The 17,434-nt window shown below is 43.2% G+C and carries 11 protein-coding genes and 1 pseudogene; 8 read left to right on the forward strand and 4 right to left on the reverse strand.

All coding sequences use genetic code 11. The features are described from left to right. Positions 1–41 precede the first annotated feature (41 nt). From AC1DM9_RS32170 to AC1DM9_RS32180, 3 genes are all read left to right on the forward strand, one after another. Positions 42–260: a hypothetical protein gene (locus AC1DM9_RS32170; protein WP_477584048.1), complete on the forward strand. Its 219-nt coding sequence runs from the start codon at positions 42–44 to the stop codon at positions 258–260. A gap of 311 nt (positions 261–571) precedes the next feature. After that, entirely contained in the window at positions 572–1,564 is a 993-nt protein-coding gene (locus AC1DM9_RS32175; RefSeq protein ID WP_477584049.1) for an S-layer homology domain-containing protein, read from the forward strand. Between the two features lie 160 nt (positions 1,565–1,724). Continuing rightward, complete coding sequence (locus AC1DM9_RS32180) at positions 1,725–8,117, forward strand: Athe_2463 domain-containing protein (protein WP_477584050.1); 6,393 nt, start codon at positions 1,725–1,727, stop codon at positions 8,115–8,117. Between the two features lie 97 nt (positions 8,118–8,214). Here the strand turns inward: AC1DM9_RS32180 and AC1DM9_RS32185 are convergent, their stop codons facing one another. Then, complete coding sequence (locus AC1DM9_RS32185; RefSeq protein ID WP_477584052.1) at positions 8,215–9,963, reverse strand: glycoside hydrolase family 2 protein; 1,749 nt, start codon at positions 9,961–9,963, stop codon at positions 8,215–8,217. Between the two features lie 546 nt (positions 9,964–10,509). Beyond that, complete coding sequence (locus AC1DM9_RS32190) at positions 10,510–11,676, reverse strand: ROK family protein (RefSeq protein ID WP_477512392.1); 1,167 nt, start codon at positions 11,674–11,676, stop codon at positions 10,510–10,512. A 231-nt stretch (positions 11,677–11,907) separates the two neighbouring features. On the opposite strand from AC1DM9_RS32190, the gene xylA reads away from it, so the two are divergent. The 4 genes and pseudogenes from xylA to AC1DM9_RS32210 all read left to right on the forward strand — a co-directional run. After that, positions 11,908–13,221 (forward strand): xylose isomerase, encoded by a 1,314-nt coding sequence (gene xylA, locus AC1DM9_RS32195; RefSeq protein ID WP_477512391.1) that lies wholly within the window; start codon positions 11,908–11,910, stop codon positions 13,219–13,221. A 19-nt stretch (positions 13,222–13,240) separates the two neighbouring features. Then, the gene (xylB, locus tag AC1DM9_RS32200; RefSeq protein WP_477512390.1) at positions 13,241–14,737 is read left to right on the forward strand and encodes a xylulokinase; all 1,497 of its coding nucleotides are present in this window, start codon (positions 13,241–13,243) and stop codon (positions 14,735–14,737) included. A gap of 175 nt (positions 14,738–14,912) precedes the next feature. After that, the gene (locus AC1DM9_RS32205; protein ID WP_477512389.1) at positions 14,913–15,113 is read left to right on the forward strand and encodes a hypothetical protein; all 201 of its coding nucleotides are present in this window, start codon (positions 14,913–14,915) and stop codon (positions 15,111–15,113) included. Further along, positions 15,110–15,649, forward strand: a pseudogene (locus AC1DM9_RS32210) (methyl-accepting chemotaxis protein); the annotation flags it as partial. The gene AC1DM9_RS32205 and the pseudogene AC1DM9_RS32210, both read left to right, overlap by 4 nt. Positions 15,650–15,668: 19 nt before the next feature. Here the strand turns inward: AC1DM9_RS32210 and AC1DM9_RS32215 are convergent. Continuing rightward, a complete protein-coding gene (locus tag AC1DM9_RS32215) occupies positions 15,669–16,574 on the reverse strand; it encodes a helix-turn-helix domain-containing protein (RefSeq protein WP_339204636.1) in 906 nt (301 codons plus the stop codon). Positions 16,575–16,755: 181 nt separating this feature from the next. On the opposite strand from AC1DM9_RS32215, the gene AC1DM9_RS32220 reads away from it, so the two are divergent. After that, positions 16,756–17,166, forward strand: a complete 411-nt coding sequence (locus AC1DM9_RS32220; protein WP_076268960.1) for a hypothetical protein — start codon at positions 16,756–16,758, stop codon at positions 17,164–17,166. Positions 17,167–17,258: 92 nt separating this feature from the next. On the opposite strand, the gene AC1DM9_RS32225 is transcribed toward AC1DM9_RS32220, so the two are convergent. Beyond that, a partial coding sequence (locus AC1DM9_RS32225) for an IS3 family transposase (protein WP_477584054.1) occupies positions 17,259–17,434 on the reverse strand: 176 nt, incomplete at its 5' end.

Consider the following 17,434-nt stretch of genomic DNA (forward strand, 5'->3'; position numbering starts at 1 on the left):
CGTTAAATGTATCTTTAAAACTTGGAGGGTGAGGTCTGTATATGAAGGTGGATCGATTATTGCTCATATTTGGGATTCCACTAGCAGTCATCTTTGGAGGCGGCGGCTTAATTAATACGGACAATCCTGATTACTATATGTATATCGGGTTATTAGGATCGGTTTTCGTTATTGTATCTTTTATTATGAGATATTATAAAAAGAATCAAAAGCAGCAGAATATAATAAAATCAAAAAACATTAACGATAGAAGTGATTAAACCTATATATTGACAGATTCTCCGGTGTGAAGTAACATTTGCTGTAGTTGATATGTAGGATAGCGAAGCACGCTTATTCCCTCGATAGAGGGAGGGGCGTGCTTTTTTGCGTTGCTTCAGCAGTGTTTCTTGGGAGAGTGGCCTGCTGATGGGGGGAAGGAATGTTGTCGAAATACGGGAAACTTTGGAGGGAAAGGGGATAAGAAAAGAAGGGAAAAGAGACGGGCAAGAAGAATGATTATGATGTTGCTGTAAAAAAATGTGTTAAAAATGTTTTTTAGTTCACTGGTGAATTTTTATCATCCTAATAAATGGAGTGGTTAAATATGCGGAAAATAGGACAAATCATGCTCGCAATTACGTTATTGGTGACGATTGTGATAAATACGGAGACAGCTGCGGCAGCGGTTGCTTTTACAGATACAAAAACGCATTGGGCAAAGGATGAAATTGCGACGGCTGTTAATCAAGGATGGATTAATGGTTATGATGCAAAAACATTTAAGCCAAATGCGAACATGACACGCGCAGAATTTTTGAAATCGATTGTGGCGGCGATGAAGGTGAAAGTGGAAGATACAGATACGCCTTTTGTTGATGATACGGGTTGGTTCCGCTCGTACATTGCAACAGGATTGAAGCAATCCATTATTAAGGTTGGGGACTATCCAGAAAATACATTTGAACCAAATCGTATGATTACGCGAGAAGAGATCGCGCGTATGACGATCCGTGCGCTAGGTAAAGATGCCGAAGGCGTAAAGTCGGGTTATTTGGCTGTGGCAAAGAAACTGGAAATTATGAAGGGTTATCCCGATGGTTCGATGGGCGGGGAGAAGAATGCAACTCGTGCTGAGGCAGTGGTGATGATTCTGAATACGTTGATGGCGAAGAATGGGAAGCCGGTGGCTTATCCGAAAACAAGAGAGGAACTAAATACACTTGTTCAATCTTTGCCTAGTTTTAAGGGGAACACCACTTTATCTAGACATGCTCTGCTGATCAACTTAAAGGGAACTGATGTTTTTTCAGATAACACTGTAACCATAGAATATAAACCGGATTTAAAGAGGACTACTTTAAATACATATGACTCTTCGGCAGATGTTAAGGCTTTAGTTAAAGACTTACTAAAAGTCTATTATCCAAAATCTTATGAAAAGGCATATAGCAGTTATATAAAGGTGGATGGAGTTGAAAATAAAGACTCTGCTAGTGAGGTTGAAACAACGTACGATGGCAGAAGTTTTGTAGTGTACAAAGGTAGCGATAATACCGGAGTGTCTTTTTGGATCGGAGGTTAACTAAGTGAGGAAGTTTCTTCGAGCTTGTTTATTATTATCTTTAACAATTTCATTTTTAGTAACTTCAATACCAGCATACGTGAATGCTGCTACTAATTGTCCTGCGCCATCTACATATAGTGATGAAGCAAAAGTGTACATTGACTTCTACGATATACCGTTGAAAAATTCTAAAGGAGCATTAAATGAAAAGTTTTTATTGAATCAATCTAACATTGGTTCAAATGTTATCGTATACGGTTGTCCATCGGATATCGACAAATCTGTGCAAGATTTAAAAAAAGGACAATATCGATTTCTTGGTTGGGATTATGAAGGCAACCTCTATCGTAATTGGATGTTTGAAAGTGACTCAAATGTGACAAAGAGCGTAGCTAAAAATTGGGTGAAAACTCCTTGGGATACTGCGATAGGAAAATCTAAAGACATTAGACAGACAAACTTATCATTGCATCCAGATGTGAATAAATGGCTCACAGAAATGAATGACCCATATATACATTCAAAAACTTTTTTAGAAAGCTATAACAAGCTTAAAGGCACTAATTGGACAGCAGATACACTATGGAACTATGCCATTGTTCAACAAGCACGCACGAAGTTTTCTCCCGGCGTAATACAAATGTGGAACATATGGCAACCTGATGGCTCATGGTGGTATGAAATCTTTACAGTTCCAGCTGAACCGCTTCCGCCGCCGCCCTCAAAACCTGATCTTGTTATTAGCGCAATAGTCAATCCGGCAGATGCATGGGTTGGCGACTCTGTACCAATTAAAATTACTACAGAGAATAAAAGTAAAACGGTAAGTAGCGGAGCTTTTACAGTGGGCATAGTTGGGACAACAATTAAATCAGAAATCATTTCAAACATACCACCCGGACAAATCAAAACAGTTACCGTTAATGTATCCTCTACATCAAGCGGAATTAAGAGCTTCACAGCGAAGACTGATTTTGGTGAAGCCGTCATCGAATCAAACGAAAATAACAACACCAAAGATTTTAAAATTGCATTCAACAAAAAGAACGAACCCACTACTCCAATAGCTATCATCTCTCATAAAGAGGGAGACCATCGAACAACCCCCGAAATAACCATGAAGCCGGCAACAGAGCCGATGCTTGATGACAAACTCTCCTATTCACCAGGCAAGGAATCAATCACCATTCGAGAATGGAAATATAAAAACCCAACAGGTAAAACGATTGCGACAAAACCAACAGCAAAAGATTTTGCTGCTGAAGGGAAATACATAATTGAGCTGCGGGTCACCAATAGCGCAAAAAAAGTTTCGGAATGGGCGCAGCTGATAATAAACGTGGCAAATAAAGCAACGCCTAACCCAAGCGCAAGCCCTACGCCAACTCCTGAGCCAACACCTACACCTAAACCTGATTTGAAAGCGGATATAGAATTTGATCCCCCTAGTATCATTGCTGGGGAAAAGTCCTCGCTTATAAATCGGTCAAAAGGATTGAATGGCTACACATGGACATTCACGAACAACTTGAGCGCAGTACTACCAAATAATACAGACTTTGAGTTTTTGTACAAGACGTATTCAAATCCTGGGTTTTATACGGCTGAAATTATCGTAACTGATGAATTTGGCGGATCGCAAAAAGATACTGCATTGCTTCGGGTTGTCGATCCCAAACCAGTAGCCATTGTATCGGGAATAACGCGTGTAATACAAGGAAGACCCTTAGAGCGGCCTTACAATCTTTTAAACTCGTATACACCATTAGAGGATAGAGGCGAAAAAATAGATTTTAGCAAGTCGGAGATGCGCTATAAAAAAGTAGGGGATGCAGCCTATACAAATGGTTGGTTCACCGTAACGCCTGCTAATTTAGGCGAATATAGTATCGAAGGAAAGGTTTATGACACGACTGGAAGAGTTAGTGAATGGGATGATTTGATTATGGAGGTTATACCTGATGAACCACCTACAGTCGAAGTGATAGCACCTGAAGAATCATATCGAGGTAACGGATTCATGCTTTATATTGATGCAGAGAGTCCTGACGGCGATATTCTAAATCATCTTTTTCTCGAAGAGCGATATGACCAAGATGGTGATGGAAACTTTGAGGAAGAAGCGTGGAAACCCTTATATGATGGAGTTTTTAAAACAACGCACTCGCTCAATTACTCCAAAGTAGGGAAGAGGCAATATCGTGCTACCGTGACAGAAGACTATGGGTTAAAAGGCATTTCGGGCATTGCCACTACTGATATTCTGAACTACGCGCCGTCTGCTAACTTCAACGTGTTTGGAACTACACAGCAGCCAGGACAGGGAGAAGACAGCGGTCCACCAGTTACGAACTATTCAACACAATCGATTTTCCGTTCTTGGACGGCTAAAACGCCATACAAAGGTGGAAATGCCCAAAAAGCGGCATGGAAAGCGGATGCTACTACACTATCGACAAAAAATGGAGTATACACAAACTTTTCTGTGGGATACCCGAACTCAGGAAATGGAGCGAACTCACGAACAAAATATCAGCTTGCTGCAGATATTGTTGCTAAACCCACTTGGAGTGTGCCAGTTACAGAAATATTATTCAACAAGGTTTTCGGTGGAAACCGACTATATTCTTATAATCAAAATTATAGCTTGCCTAACTATCCCTATACATTTTATGAACGAAATTCAATTACAGGTGAGCTTTTAAGGACGGTTAATTTTGATACCCCAAGTAACTTCACACTTATGGAAATTGGCGGAGATGAAACATTTTACTTTAAAGATAGTAGACAAAATGCAGCCAACCCGTATTTAGCGGTCATTGCGAGGTACGATAAAAATGGTGTATATCTTGATTCAATTAATTTGCAATCTAGTTTAACATCACCTAGCGGACTAGGCAGCGGAATTGGACCGGCTCTTGTGCAAATATCAAATGATGGCGAATATATGTATGTGGCTAGTAAATTCTCGTATGATGTGCCAGAAGAATATAACTATGGTTACAATAATCAATTGCGAATTTTCAAATACTCCTTAAAAACGAAAAGCTTAGTGTGGGAAGCGCCAGGAGAGAATTTGGATCGTGGATTTATTACAAACATCAACTTGACCGAAGATGATAACGGAGATGCGTACGTTACGTATAACTTTGAAGATCGCTATTCTTCTGGATTAGGAGGAGTGAGAGGTCTCGTTGTACAAGTGAAAAAAAATGGTGTAACTCGTACCGTTACTGTAGGGGGTGCAATTGGACTATCTGCGGCTTCCATATCTGATTCAAAAAGATTTGTATATGTAAATTATGTGTCCATGGGTAGTAGTAAAACAGGTACTACTATGTTTGAGGCAATTGAGAGCGGTACTAACTATTACGGTGAAGAAATATTTAAGAGCGCTTTTGGAAGAAGGATTGTCAGTTACGAAAGTTCACATTCATTAGGTTATTCAGATGTAGCACCAAATGCAAATCCAATCGTATTTTCCAATTTATTGACGTATTCCCAAGGCAGAACGCACGAATCGTATAATGCATTTTTTAATTACTATGGAGACCAACACGGCGGTTTTCAAGGTGTAGATTACGGTGCAAACCTTGGTAAAATATTTATCAATCAATACGATCAGATTATTTATCCTGTGTTTATGGGTGTGGGAACCTCTTGGGGTGATCCCGATGCACCTAAAAAAATATGGGCCACGTTGTATAACGCAACAACCAATAGTGTCATTGCCCAGACGCCATATTCCGGACCAGAACCAGGAAATAATCAAAAGCAATCAGGAACATCAACCCCTATTTTACCTGATGGCTCCATTTATGTTTTTTACGAAAGAAATGTCATGCCGTTTGTTTCAGCTAACGCTAATGGAACATTAAAGGAAATAGATGCAAATACCGTTGAAATTACGAGCGACGATTGGGGCGGACTGCTCTATGATGCTGGAAGTGCTATGAAAAACTACGCCTTAGAATTTCATGCAAATGTAAGTGATATAAGAAACGACAAGGTTATCGGAGCTGCTTTTCAGATTCAGAATGAGAAGAATATGTTTGCAATGGAGTGGAGCAAGAACACCCTGTCGCTATTCCGTGTAGTCAATGGTGCGAAAACGTTATTGCAATCTACACCTATGACACGAACTGCATTTAACACGTATCCGATTAAAGTAGAATCGGTTAATGGCATCCAGCGTGTATATGTGAATTATGCGAAAGTACTAGAGGTTGCCGATGGTACGTATACAAGAGGCTACGCGGGATTAATGTCACTTGGGCAATCCAACGCTGTATTCTCTAATGTAAAGAAAACGAACTATGGTGACACTTACATCGAACAAACCTATGATTCCGTTCTCGTCAATGATCCGATCTCTTATGAGAAACTATTCAATGATGTTGAAAAAGATCCAATGGGAGCAGAAGAGTGGAGCTACAGCCATAATCCAAACTTCTTTGAAAATCCAGAAGGGTTGAGCATTTATAGCGGAAAAACGTATGGATCAACCATAAACGCGCTAGAGAAACCTGGGGTATATGAAATCACCTTCCGTGCTAAAGACAATCCTGGTCTTTCTGCTTATAGCAAATGGTCAGAGCCAGTGAAAAAGCTGCTTTATGTACATCGACGACCGGTCGCACAGCCGGATGTTAGGTTTACAGGCAAGGTTTTTGCAGATGGTGAAGCACTAGATTATGAAACATTTGATACCTCTTATGATCCTGATATTGCTCATATTTTATCAGACAAGTTATTCCGTACACGGTGGGCTGATCAAACCACATGGACAGTCGGGAAACGAGAGTACTATAATCGCCCTGGTGTGGAGCTGATTGTACAGGAGCAAGTTCGAGATATACACGGAGCATGGTCTTATTGGGGGCAATCGATTGTTTATAAGGACGGAATACTGCCAGTTAACCAAACGAAGCCTGTTATGACCATTACGGTTCCTGCTGGAACAACTCCAACAACACCAACGGTGCTGATTAAAGAACCGACGATTCGATGGACATATTATGATGCTCAGAATGATCCACAAGAGCGATATCGACTAATGCTAAACTATGTCGATAACAATGAAACGGCCTTGTATATTGAGCATGAAGGAAATGCACTTACGTATCCTATGCTTGCGGAAAGCATCGTTCCTGGTCGCGTCGTTAAGGTGCAAGGGCAGGTTTACTCAGCAGGGGGATGGTCTAATTTAAGTAATATTAAATATTTTGTACTGGATCTCCCACCGCAAACCTATTTACTTTCATTTAACGGGCTTGATGCTAATAATCCTATTTATACAAACTCAAATCGTCCACAGCTGCACGCGTTTACGATTGATCCAGAGAACCATCCCATTAAAGCGATAGACTATGAGGTGTTCAAAGCATCGAGCGGTGTTATGGTAGTGGACACGAACTCTGCTTTGGCTGCTGCTAATTACACAACACCTGTTTTAGCTGAGGGGCTGCATTACTGGAGAGCGAGAGCGAACGACAGCTATATATGGGGACCGTATTCAAGCAACGGGTTTTTCTTTGTCGATACGGTTAAACCTGCAGATGTGAATGAACAGCTTACTGTTGAACCTACGGCCGTAACGGTTCAGTTTAATACTTTCTATGATGCCGAACCTTCCTCGGGACATGCTGCTCGCACCTTCTATTTGCAAAAAGTGAACGCTGATGGCAGTGTGACGAATATTGATTTAAATGGTGACGGTAAAACGGAATACAGCATTCCTTTAGCACTTTCTAAGCAATCATACAAAGTTGCTGGGTTGATTTCTGGACAAGCATATCGTCTTACCGTAATCGATTATGACGTTGCCGGCAATGAAGGGCATTATGAATATATTTATTTCGTTACCAATCGACCTCCGACGGCTGACTTTGATTGGACGCCCAAACCTGTATATGAAGGAGATATGACAACTTTTCTATCGAATGTGACAGATGCTGATGGCAATACGCTTACGATTGCTTATGAGCTGACAAGTCCGCTCGGCGTGAAGAACAGCTATTTCTATACCGTTAATGGTCCAAACTATCCGGTAAAAGGGCCTTCACTGAGGTTAACAACGGTAGGACTTTGGAGTATGAAGCTAACGGTTAGCGACGGTATAGCTGAGCCGGTTAGCGTGACCAAAACGTTGCAGGTGCTGCCGCTACATGTCAATGCTTATGTACGACATACGGAGCAATGGGATCAGCATCGTAAGGCTTTTAATTTAAAACAATCAGGAGATGAGAATTCGCCGCGCGGTTATTCGGTATTTTGGGCGGGAGAGAAATTTATACTGGAGGCAGATACAACCATTACAGGCACGGCTACAAAAGCGGATCGGGTAGAGGTGCGTATGCGTACTTACGAAACGTCTCTAACCGCATTAAACGCAGGGCAAACCAGCTGGCACGGTGAACTTTGGGATGCATCATTCACAAAGCTTGCTAAAGGCACCTTTACATTCATATTCTCTGCTTACTATAATAATGGCACAGTGAAAACGAAATCAGTAGACATAACGATCGATGGACAAACATTAGATATTGTTGGCGTACATCGTGTTCAATAATGGAGCGGGTTATTAGGTCAATTGTAAGTAGAAAAGCAATAAAAACAGGCATGCTGCCATMGCAGCATGCCTGTTTTTTGTTTGAGACTAATGAGCACTAATCCTCGATAGCTGCTTTTTTGCTGTTGATCGCTTTAATTCGTTCAACATCAAACTTCGGTTGTCGATCGTAAGTATAAAGCCCATTCACTTCTTGTTCCACGTCATAAAGCTGTGTATAACAGAACCCGAACATATTAGGATTCTCAAGAAGAGTACTGGTCAAGCCGTCATATCTTTCAATAAATTGCTCGACGCTTTGTGGACGATCCCCGTAGCCCCAGCTTTTCTCATCGGACTGGTTAGGATTCCACCAAATTCCGCCATACTCACTGACGAAATAAGGTTGGCCGTTATAGCTTTGTCTATCGGGGAAGGAGACCCACGCCTCGCCTTTCTCGGCAAACGGCCGATAACGTTCCCTGAATGTAACAGGATTTTGATCATAATCGTGAACATCAAAAATGTCCGTTACAACATGGAAGTTGCCGCTTGTGTCGATGACCGGTCGCGTTGGATCAATAGCTTTAGTCGTTTCATAAACGACGCGAAGTACGTCATTATCTTGACGAGTGCCGCGCGATGAGTCCCATGTTTCATTAAATGGGCACCATCCGATCAAGCTTGGATGGTTAAAGTCTCGTTCCACACCCTCAATCCATTCCGGTAGAAATTGAGCAAGGCTGGCAGCTGTTGATATATCGAGACCCCAGTTAGCATGCTCTCCCCACACCAAATATCCAAGCTTATCTGCCCAATATAGGAATCTAGGCTCGAACATTTTCTCATGCAATCTTGCACCGTTGAAACCAAGTGCGAGCGACATTTCAATATCTTGTTTTAAATCATCGTCAGTAGGTGCTGTATAAATGCCTTCAGGATAGAAGCCTTGATCAAGAACGAGCCGTTGGAATACGGATTTGCCATTAATACGGAACGCCTTGCCATCCAATTGAATGGAACGCAAACCGAAATATGAAGAAGCTGAGTCCAATACTTCACCATCACGAATGAGCTCAAGCTCCAGATCATAAAGAACAGGTGAATCGGTGTTCCATAATTTGATTTTGGAGAGGGGCAGCGTTAATGAAACGGACATCGAGCCGGCGTTTGCCGTTTGTTTTCCTACCGACAGGCCATCGAGCAGCGCATTACAGCGGAATTGTACATCTTTTGTGCTTCCAGACAGCTTGGCAGTTACGTGCAGGCAGCTGTTCTCCGGGTCTGGAACGAAACGGCAGGATTCTATATATGTTTCCGACACATGCTCAAGCCAAACCGTTTGCCATATGCCAGTCGTGCGGGTATAGTCGCAGCCTTGTGAATGGTAGGTACCGCTCTGCTTGCCGCGCGGTTGTAAGCCAGAGCGAGTATCATCCTCGGCATATACGGTAACCACATTTTCACCTTGCTGGAGGGAATCAGTAATATTGAATGAGAAAGAACTGTAACCGCCTCGATGCTTTCCTACATGTTTGCCATTAACCCACACCTGAGCCTCGTAGTCTACCGCTCCAAAATGCAATAATGTATGTCCGCCGTTCCAGTTGTCAGGAAGCTTGAAGCTTCGTTTGTACCAAACGGCTGGAATGAAATCTGTATGCCCAATGCCTGACAGCCGGCTTTCTGGACAAAAGGGGACGATGATGCGTTGAGTTAGCTTTTGCTCGTCTTGGTTTAATCCGCGCGAGATACCACTTTTTCCAGGATCCATTTCGAATTGCCATTCACCATTTAAATTGAGCCATGAATTTCGAGTAAACTGAGGTCTTGGGTATTCAGGGCGAGGGATTTGCTGCTGTTCCATTTTTCATTCCTCCATTATGTTAATTTAAAAGTTAATAATAAGTTCTTATATTATTGATTTTAATGAATATTAGACCGAATTGTCAATGAATAATTAATTTAAATCTTTTATAATTAACTTTTAAATTAATATAATGCTTATTTAAAACACCAATCTAAAAGAAGATGGTATTAAATCGAAGCTATTAACTGATTAACAATACTGAATAAAAAAACTTAATAAAAATACTGATCAATACTAATGAGTAACATTACTGAGTACCATTACTGATTAAAAATACTGATCAAAGTTACAGCCATACAATAACCTAAGTAGCCGTACTAAACCTAAATGTGAGCACTTTTATTTTCCGAGAGGTATCGTGCAAAGAGCAAAAAAGAGGGGGTGAAAAGGAGCAGATCAAGCTGGGCGATTTATTATTTTAATGTTGTCCTGTTAAAAAAAGCCTGCATCAGAGTTGATCTGCTGCAAGCCATGAGAAAAAAATTACTATTTGTATAGCAATGTTTAGCAATGTTTAGCAATGTTCAGCAATGCATAACGAAGCTACTGCCCGCTCTTAATCTTCGTGAAAAATGTGCTAATCGCGTAATATGCCGCGCCGCGTACAGCTGACTGCTCTTGAAGCTCTGCAAACAATATTCGCATACGTTCGCGATGATACGATAGTGTGCGCTGATCGACGGCAGCTTGTACGGCTGGCTCCAGCCACTGAGCAGCACGGCTCATACGGTTGCCAATAATGACAACGTCAGGATTAAATACGTTGACGATATTAGCAATGCCTGCGCCCAAATAATCGCCAATCGAGAGTATATGCGCAATAACGCGTTCATCTCCAGCTGTTGCAGCAAGCAGCAGATCTTCCAAGTTCTTAAAGCCTAACGATGCTGTACTCTCAAGCAAAGCATTCTCCGAAGCATATAGCTCCCAACAGCCCCGATTGCCGCAGCTGCAAGGTTTGCCATCATACTCAATCGAGAGATGGCCGAGCTCACCTGAGAATCCTGATGCGCCCTTATATAATTCCTTGTTCAAAATAATGCCTGTTCCAATACCGATCCCGACGCTGACATAAATTTGGTTGGCGATGCCTCGTCCTGCCCCGTATTTCTGCTCTCCTTGCGCGCCCGCATTCGCTTCATTGTCTATCGTAACGGGAAGGTTGAAGCGCTCTTCGAGCTGCCGCTGCAGCTCAACTTGCCGCCATTTTAAGTTTGGTGCAAAAAGAATCGTGCCATTGTCATCCACGATACCTGGTACGCCGACGCCGATTCCGACAATCCCGTACGAGCTCTCCGGCGCATCATTAATAAGCAGCTCAATACATGAAATTAACTGCCCAATTACATGATCAGCATCCTGCTGCTTCAGACTGCGCTGCTGCTCTGCAATCACATTGCCTTCGAGGTCTACGAGCAGGCCGCGAATATAATTGACACCAAGATCGATGCCGACAGCATAACCAGCCGTACCATTAAAGAGCAGCATGACAGGTTTGCGCCCGCCGCTGGATAGTCCGGGACCATTCTCAACGACGAGATGGGTGTCGATCAAATCCTGAACGAGACTGGAAACAGTCGCCTTGTTTAATCCGGTCAACTCCGATATTTGAGCTCGAGAGAGCGGGGCATAACCAAGCACCGCTTCAAGCACGATGGCTGTATTTATTTTTTTGATGAGCGCTAAGTCGCCTGTTGGTTTCCTTTTCAAAAAAGAATGCCTCCGTCCAAATGAAAATATTTATTATTGTATCATGAAAAGCCTAATCTAGAGCCTACTAGATGGGGATGCGGATTTTGAGACAGCTAAGCCAAATAAGTACTGCATTTATTTTAACACAAAAACTTAGTTTGTTTAATAGACAAACTAAGTGGAGGCATGTTATTCTTTATGTAAGCACTATCATAAACTTCTAATCCATGAAGGAGGATTTTGATTACGATGACTTATTTTAAAAATATTAACACAATCCAATTTGAAGGTAAGGGCTCAGACAATCCGCTTGCATTCAAACATTACGATCCAAGCCAAGTTATTATGGGCAAAACGATGGAAGAGCATCTTCGCTTCGCAGTTGCTTACTGGCATACATTTAATGCGAATGGTTCGGACCCATTCGGATCAGCTACTATGGTTCGCGGCTGGGATCAATATACAGGCCTTGACCGCTCGAAAGCGCGTGTTGAAGCTAACTTTGAATTCATGACTAAATTGAATATTCCTTTCTTTGCTTTCCACGATGTGGACATTGCACCTGAAGGCGAAACGCTGCAAGAAACGAACAAAAATCTTGATGTCATCGTAGCTTTATTGAAGGACAACATGAAATCCTCCGGTAAAAAGCTGCTTTGGAACACTGTTAATATGTTCACAAATCCGCGCTTTGTTCATGGCGCTGGCACAACTTGCAATGCTGACGTTTATGCTTATGCTGGTGCGCAGCTCAAAAAAGGTCTTGAAGTGGGTAAAGAGCTTGGTGCGGAAAACTATGTTTTCTGGGGCGGCCGCGAAGGTTACGAAACACTTCTTAACACGGACATGGGCTTTGAGCTTGATAACCTAGCACGCTTGTATCATATGGCAATCGCTTACGCGAAGGAAATTGGCTTCGACGCGCAATTCCTGATCGAGCCAAAACCAAAAGAGCCAACTAAACATCAGTACGACTATGACGCAGCAACAACGATTTCATTCCTGCAAAAATACGGCTTGAAGGATCATTTCAAACTTAACCTTGAAGCGAACCATGCTACGCTTGCTGGTCATACGTTCGAGCACGAGATTCGTACGGCTGCAATTAACGGCATGCTTGGATCGCTTGATGCGAACCAAGGCGACCTGCTTCTTGGATGGGATACAGATGAATTCCCAACCGATCTATATTCAACTACACTAACGATGTTTGAAGTATTGAAAGCTGGCGGTATTGGCCGCGGCGGCGTTAACTTCGATGCGAAGGTTCGCCGTGCATCGTTCGAAACGGATGATCTGTTCCTTGCTCACATTGCTGGTATGGACAGCTTCGCTTGGGGCTTGAAAGCAGCTGCCAAATTGACGGAAGAGAAAATTCTCGACAACATCGTTGACAACCGTTACCGCAGCTTTAAAGAAGGCATCGGCGCGGATATCGTGTCTGGCAAAGCAACGCTTGCTTCACTTGAGCAATATGCGCTTCAAAACAATCCAATTAAAAATGAGTCCGGACGTCAAGAACGAATCCGCCTTATGTTGAGCGAAGTTATTTTTAGCGTTTAAGTCGGGAGGACTCTGACAAATGAGCTATGTAATCGGTATAGATTTAGGAACGAGCGCCGTTAAAGTGCTGCTTGTTGACCGTGATGGCACGGTAGCTGGGGAAGTCTCCCGCAGCTACCCGCTGTTTCATGCTTACTCCGGTTGGAGCGAGCAGCGGGCAGATGATTGGGTAGAAGGTACAGTTGAGGCTTTGCGTGAATTGACATCAACAGCAGGCATCGATGCCCAGTCAATTGAAGGGATTAGCTTCTCCGGTCAAATGCACGGACTTGTACTGCTGGACGGTGAAGGAAATCCTGTTCGCAACGCTATCTTATGGAATGATACGCGTACAACGGGGCAATGCCGTGAAATCGAACGCACGCTTGGAGACAAGCTGCTTAGCATTACTCGCAATCCAGCTTTGGAGGGCTTTACGCTTCCGAAAATTTTATGGGTTCGCGAGAACGAGCCGGATGCCTTCGCAAAGGCAAAGCTGTTCCTTCTGCCGAAGGATTATCTTCGCTACCGCTTAACAGGCGAGCTTCATATGGATTATTCCGATGCGGCGGGAACGCTTCTTCTTGATGTGGCTGGCAAAGCATGGAGCGAAGAAGTGCTTGAAGCGTTTGGAATTCCGGCACAATTTTGTCCACCGCTTGTTGAGTCGCATGGACTCGTAGGTACGCTGCTGCCGCAGTATGCTGACAGCACGGGGCTGCCAGGCACGACGAAGGTGTTCGCGGGTGGAGCGGATAATGCATGCGGGGCGATTGGCTCAGGCATTTTATCCGAAGGGTTAACGCTTTGCAGCATTGGTACTTCCGGCGTTATTCTCTCTTACGAGAATGACAAGACGAAGGATTTTGCAGGCAAGGTGCATTTCTTTAATCACGGCAAAGAGGACTCGTTTTATGCAATGGGTGTTACGCTTGCTGCTGGCTACAGCTTAAGCTGGTTTAAGAAAACATTCGCTCCGAATGAATCCTTTGATCAATTGCTCGAAGGTGTAGGGGCTGTGAAGCCGGGAGCTGGCGGATTGGTGTTCACGCCATATCTCGTTGGCGAACGCACCCCACATGCGGATCCGCTCATTCGTGCAAGCTTTATCGGCGTTGACGGCTCACATGAACGCATTCATTTTGCACGTGCGGTGATGGAAGGCATTACTTTCTCCCTTAATGAGTCAGTCGATATGTTTAGACGCGCCGGCAAGACGGTCGATACGATCATTTCGATCGGCGGCGGCGCGCAAAACCCAGTATGGCTGCAAATGCAGGCTGATATTTTTGATGCAAAGGTTGTCGCATTAGAGAATGAGCAAGGACCTGGTTTAGGCGCTGCGATGCTAGCTGCATATGGTGCAGGCTGGTTTGATAGCTTGGAGTCCTGTGCAAATAAATTCGTTAAGCATGCAGATTCGTATTCGCCGCAGCCTGAAGCGGTTGCTGCTTATGCAGGCATTTTCAAAGTGTACCAGCAGGTTTATGAGCAAACAAAAGGCTTGAATGAGGCGCTAGCGCCTTATCGCGGCTAGTCGTACACAATAGAAGGGACTGTTATCCTCGAATTGAGGGTGACGGTCCTTTCTTTTTTTTTGGACCAGTGATTCAGAAAAGTGCCTTTTATTAAAACATTTAAACTAACATTCTATCGTGAAGGAGCAGATAGAGCGGTAAACGTTAGCGGGGATATACATAAGCAGAACAACATTGAAATCATTAGCGGTCTTGCTATCAAGTTCCTATGTATCTGAGCTGTCAGTCGCTGCTGTAGATCGTTCACGGACGGGCGGCGAGTTAATCGAGACGGTGGTTAACAAGATGACGTTGATTGATATGGCAGTACGCCAGTCAACTCAGCAAGTACAGCAGCTCGCAGCGCACATCCGAAATGAACCATATCTGAGCTGATTGGAAATATTTCAAAGCAGACAAATCTGCTGGCGCTGAACGCTGCGATTGAGGCGGCAAGAGCGGGAGAGCATGGGAGAGGCTTCGCGGTTGTAGCGGAAGAAGTGCGCAAGCTCTAAACACAGTCAGCGGAATCTGTGGTGAGAATTAAAGATTTGATCAATGAAATTCAGAATGATACAGAAACTGCCGTGAAGGCTATGAGAATGAGTGAAGCTGAATCAATAGAAGGACTGGCAAGCATAACAGATGCGGGAGATGCATTCATTCAAATCGCACATGCTTCAAGAGATGTGCTTGAAAAAATTCAGGAGGCAGCATCCTCCTCGGAGCAGCTGGCAGCAAGTGCACGGGAGGTCAATTCATCCATTTCCCAAATGACAGGAATTGCCTCTAGAAACTCCGCTATTGCCGGCGAAGTTTCTGCATTCTCGGAAGTGCAGTATGCGTCAGCAGAGGAAATATCATCATCAGCTAAAGGCTTAAGTGTAATTGCAATGGAAATGAACGAAGTGGCTCAAAAATTCAAGCTTTAAATAAAACGCGGAGCAGCTATTATCGTTTATAGCTGCTCCATATCATTTCGGGTCTAACACCCAACTCTCCGGCGATCAATTCTGCCGTTAGACGCTGGGGCTTTTTTATTTTCCCATTGCGAATTTTGGAAATGGTCGTAAGAGAGATAAGCGTTGATTGAGCGAGTGAAGTGACGGATATATTTTTACTGAGCATAAGCATACGAAGCTTATAGGAGGGGTCCTCATCCTGATTATTCATATGAAGGCTGGTTAATATGACAACAAAGTTTTTTAAGGTCCGATTGCCATTGTAAAACGGCTGAACAACCGCATCAGCATTATAGCAACGATCCCCAAGCTTAAGATGAAAGTCCACGGATTCAGCCGTTCGGTTGTTTTTCGCATATTCTAATACCCGCTTAAGCTTGCTTCGTTCATGGTCTGGAACAAGCTCAAATATGGATTTGTTCAAATAGGAAGAGGAGGGCTGCTGTACAGGAGCATAATAATGCTTAAAGCTCATAATGTTATAGCGCTCATTCACAACGGCAGATACCATTATTTTATGATGCAAAATATATTCGTCAATCCATTTGGCTTCCCGTAAATCCTTGCAAATGATGACATAAACAATGCGGTCTTCGAGCTGGAGCTTGCGGCAGGACAAACGTATATCTGCAGGAGTCGATGACTTCGTGACAAGCTTGCATTCAAGAAGCGGTGATAGGGCTTGCTCATCAGCAAGTTGATGTACGGCTTCATCAAAGGAGAGAGTTGTCTCATCCGTCGATATAATAGTAGATGGATCGAGGAGCATAAGATCTGATTTCTTAAAACCGGAAAAAGCTGCAAAAGCTTGATTGACGTCTACAATAGACCAACGGGATTCGTCCCACTCGACGATAAGCATAGGATCTGAAAGTAAATAAAATAAATGGTTCATCGATGACATCCTCCTTATCAATAGCCTAGCTGCACACTTATGTAATGATTATGTCACAAAACATAACATAATAAAATAGTTATTTGTAATTATATATCATGACGCCTTGCCGTATTCTTTTTTTACATGATTTTGTATGAATAGGGCATGTTAAACAAAACGTTAGAAAGGATGATCGCTATTGTCTACGAACTCAGCCTTATTGTTTGATTTTAACGATGCTCAAAGTGCAGCTCTTGCTTGCGAGACGCTGAGGGAGCTCGGATATGAGACGGTTCTTCATGAAGGCAGCAGCATGCATGTACATTTAGAAGGAAGCGATCTAACTTCAGCACTCGAAATTGCACAATCACATGGCGGTCAGCTCGTCGAGCAAGCGAATATCGATGCGAACGCAGTTACCGGCACTGCATACTCGCTTGATGCGATTGCAATTCCGGCACATCTTGTGAATGAGGATTGGGCTGCAACCGATGGACAAGGCAATGATGCTGAGGAGCTGCACAATCGGGATGAAGCTGCGGATTATTCCGAGGAATTTCTTCCTGATCCCGGGACGTATGATCATTTTTCAGGGGATGTTCGAATTTAGACGTACTTCATGTACATAATTGCATTAAAAAAAGGCTGTCTCAACGGGGACTGACCCCCATTTGTGAGACAGGGATCAAAACACCTTCAAGTTTAAACGGCCAGTCGCCTGTAATCAAACGGCGACTGGTTCTTTAGTTTCGTTTGAATACGAATTGCGTTATAGTAAGTGATGTAGTCTCGAACGGTCTGTTCAACGATTGCAGTCGTTGTATGGGTCAACCCTTCGAGGTAGAACGTTTCAGACTTTAGTGTGGAATGAAACGATT

The sequence above is a fragment of the Paenibacillus sp. 01T431 genome, from assembly GCF_056398625.1.

Bases quoted from the DNA above. Each gene is read 5' to 3' on its own strand.
- AC1DM9_RS32170 (WP_477584048.1), top strand. From the start codon at position 42: ATGAAGGTGGATCGATTATTGCTCATATTTGGGATTCCACTAGCAGTC.
- AC1DM9_RS32175 (WP_477584049.1), top strand. From the start codon at position 572: ATGGAGTGGTTAAATATGCGGAAAATAGGACAAATCATGCTCGCAATT.
- AC1DM9_RS32185 (WP_477584052.1), bottom strand. From the start codon at position 9,963: ATGGAACAGCAGCAAATCCCTCGCCCTGAATACCCAAGACCTCAGTTT.
- xylA (WP_477512391.1), top strand. From the start codon at position 11,908: ATGACTTATTTTAAAAATATTAACACAATCCAATTTGAAGGTAAGGGC.
- xylB (WP_477512390.1), top strand. From the start codon at position 13,241: ATGAGCTATGTAATCGGTATAGATTTAGGAACGAGCGCCGTTAAAGTG.
- AC1DM9_RS32215 (WP_339204636.1), bottom strand. From the start codon at position 16,574: ATGAACCATTTATTTTATTTACTTTCAGATCCTATGCTTATCGTCGAG.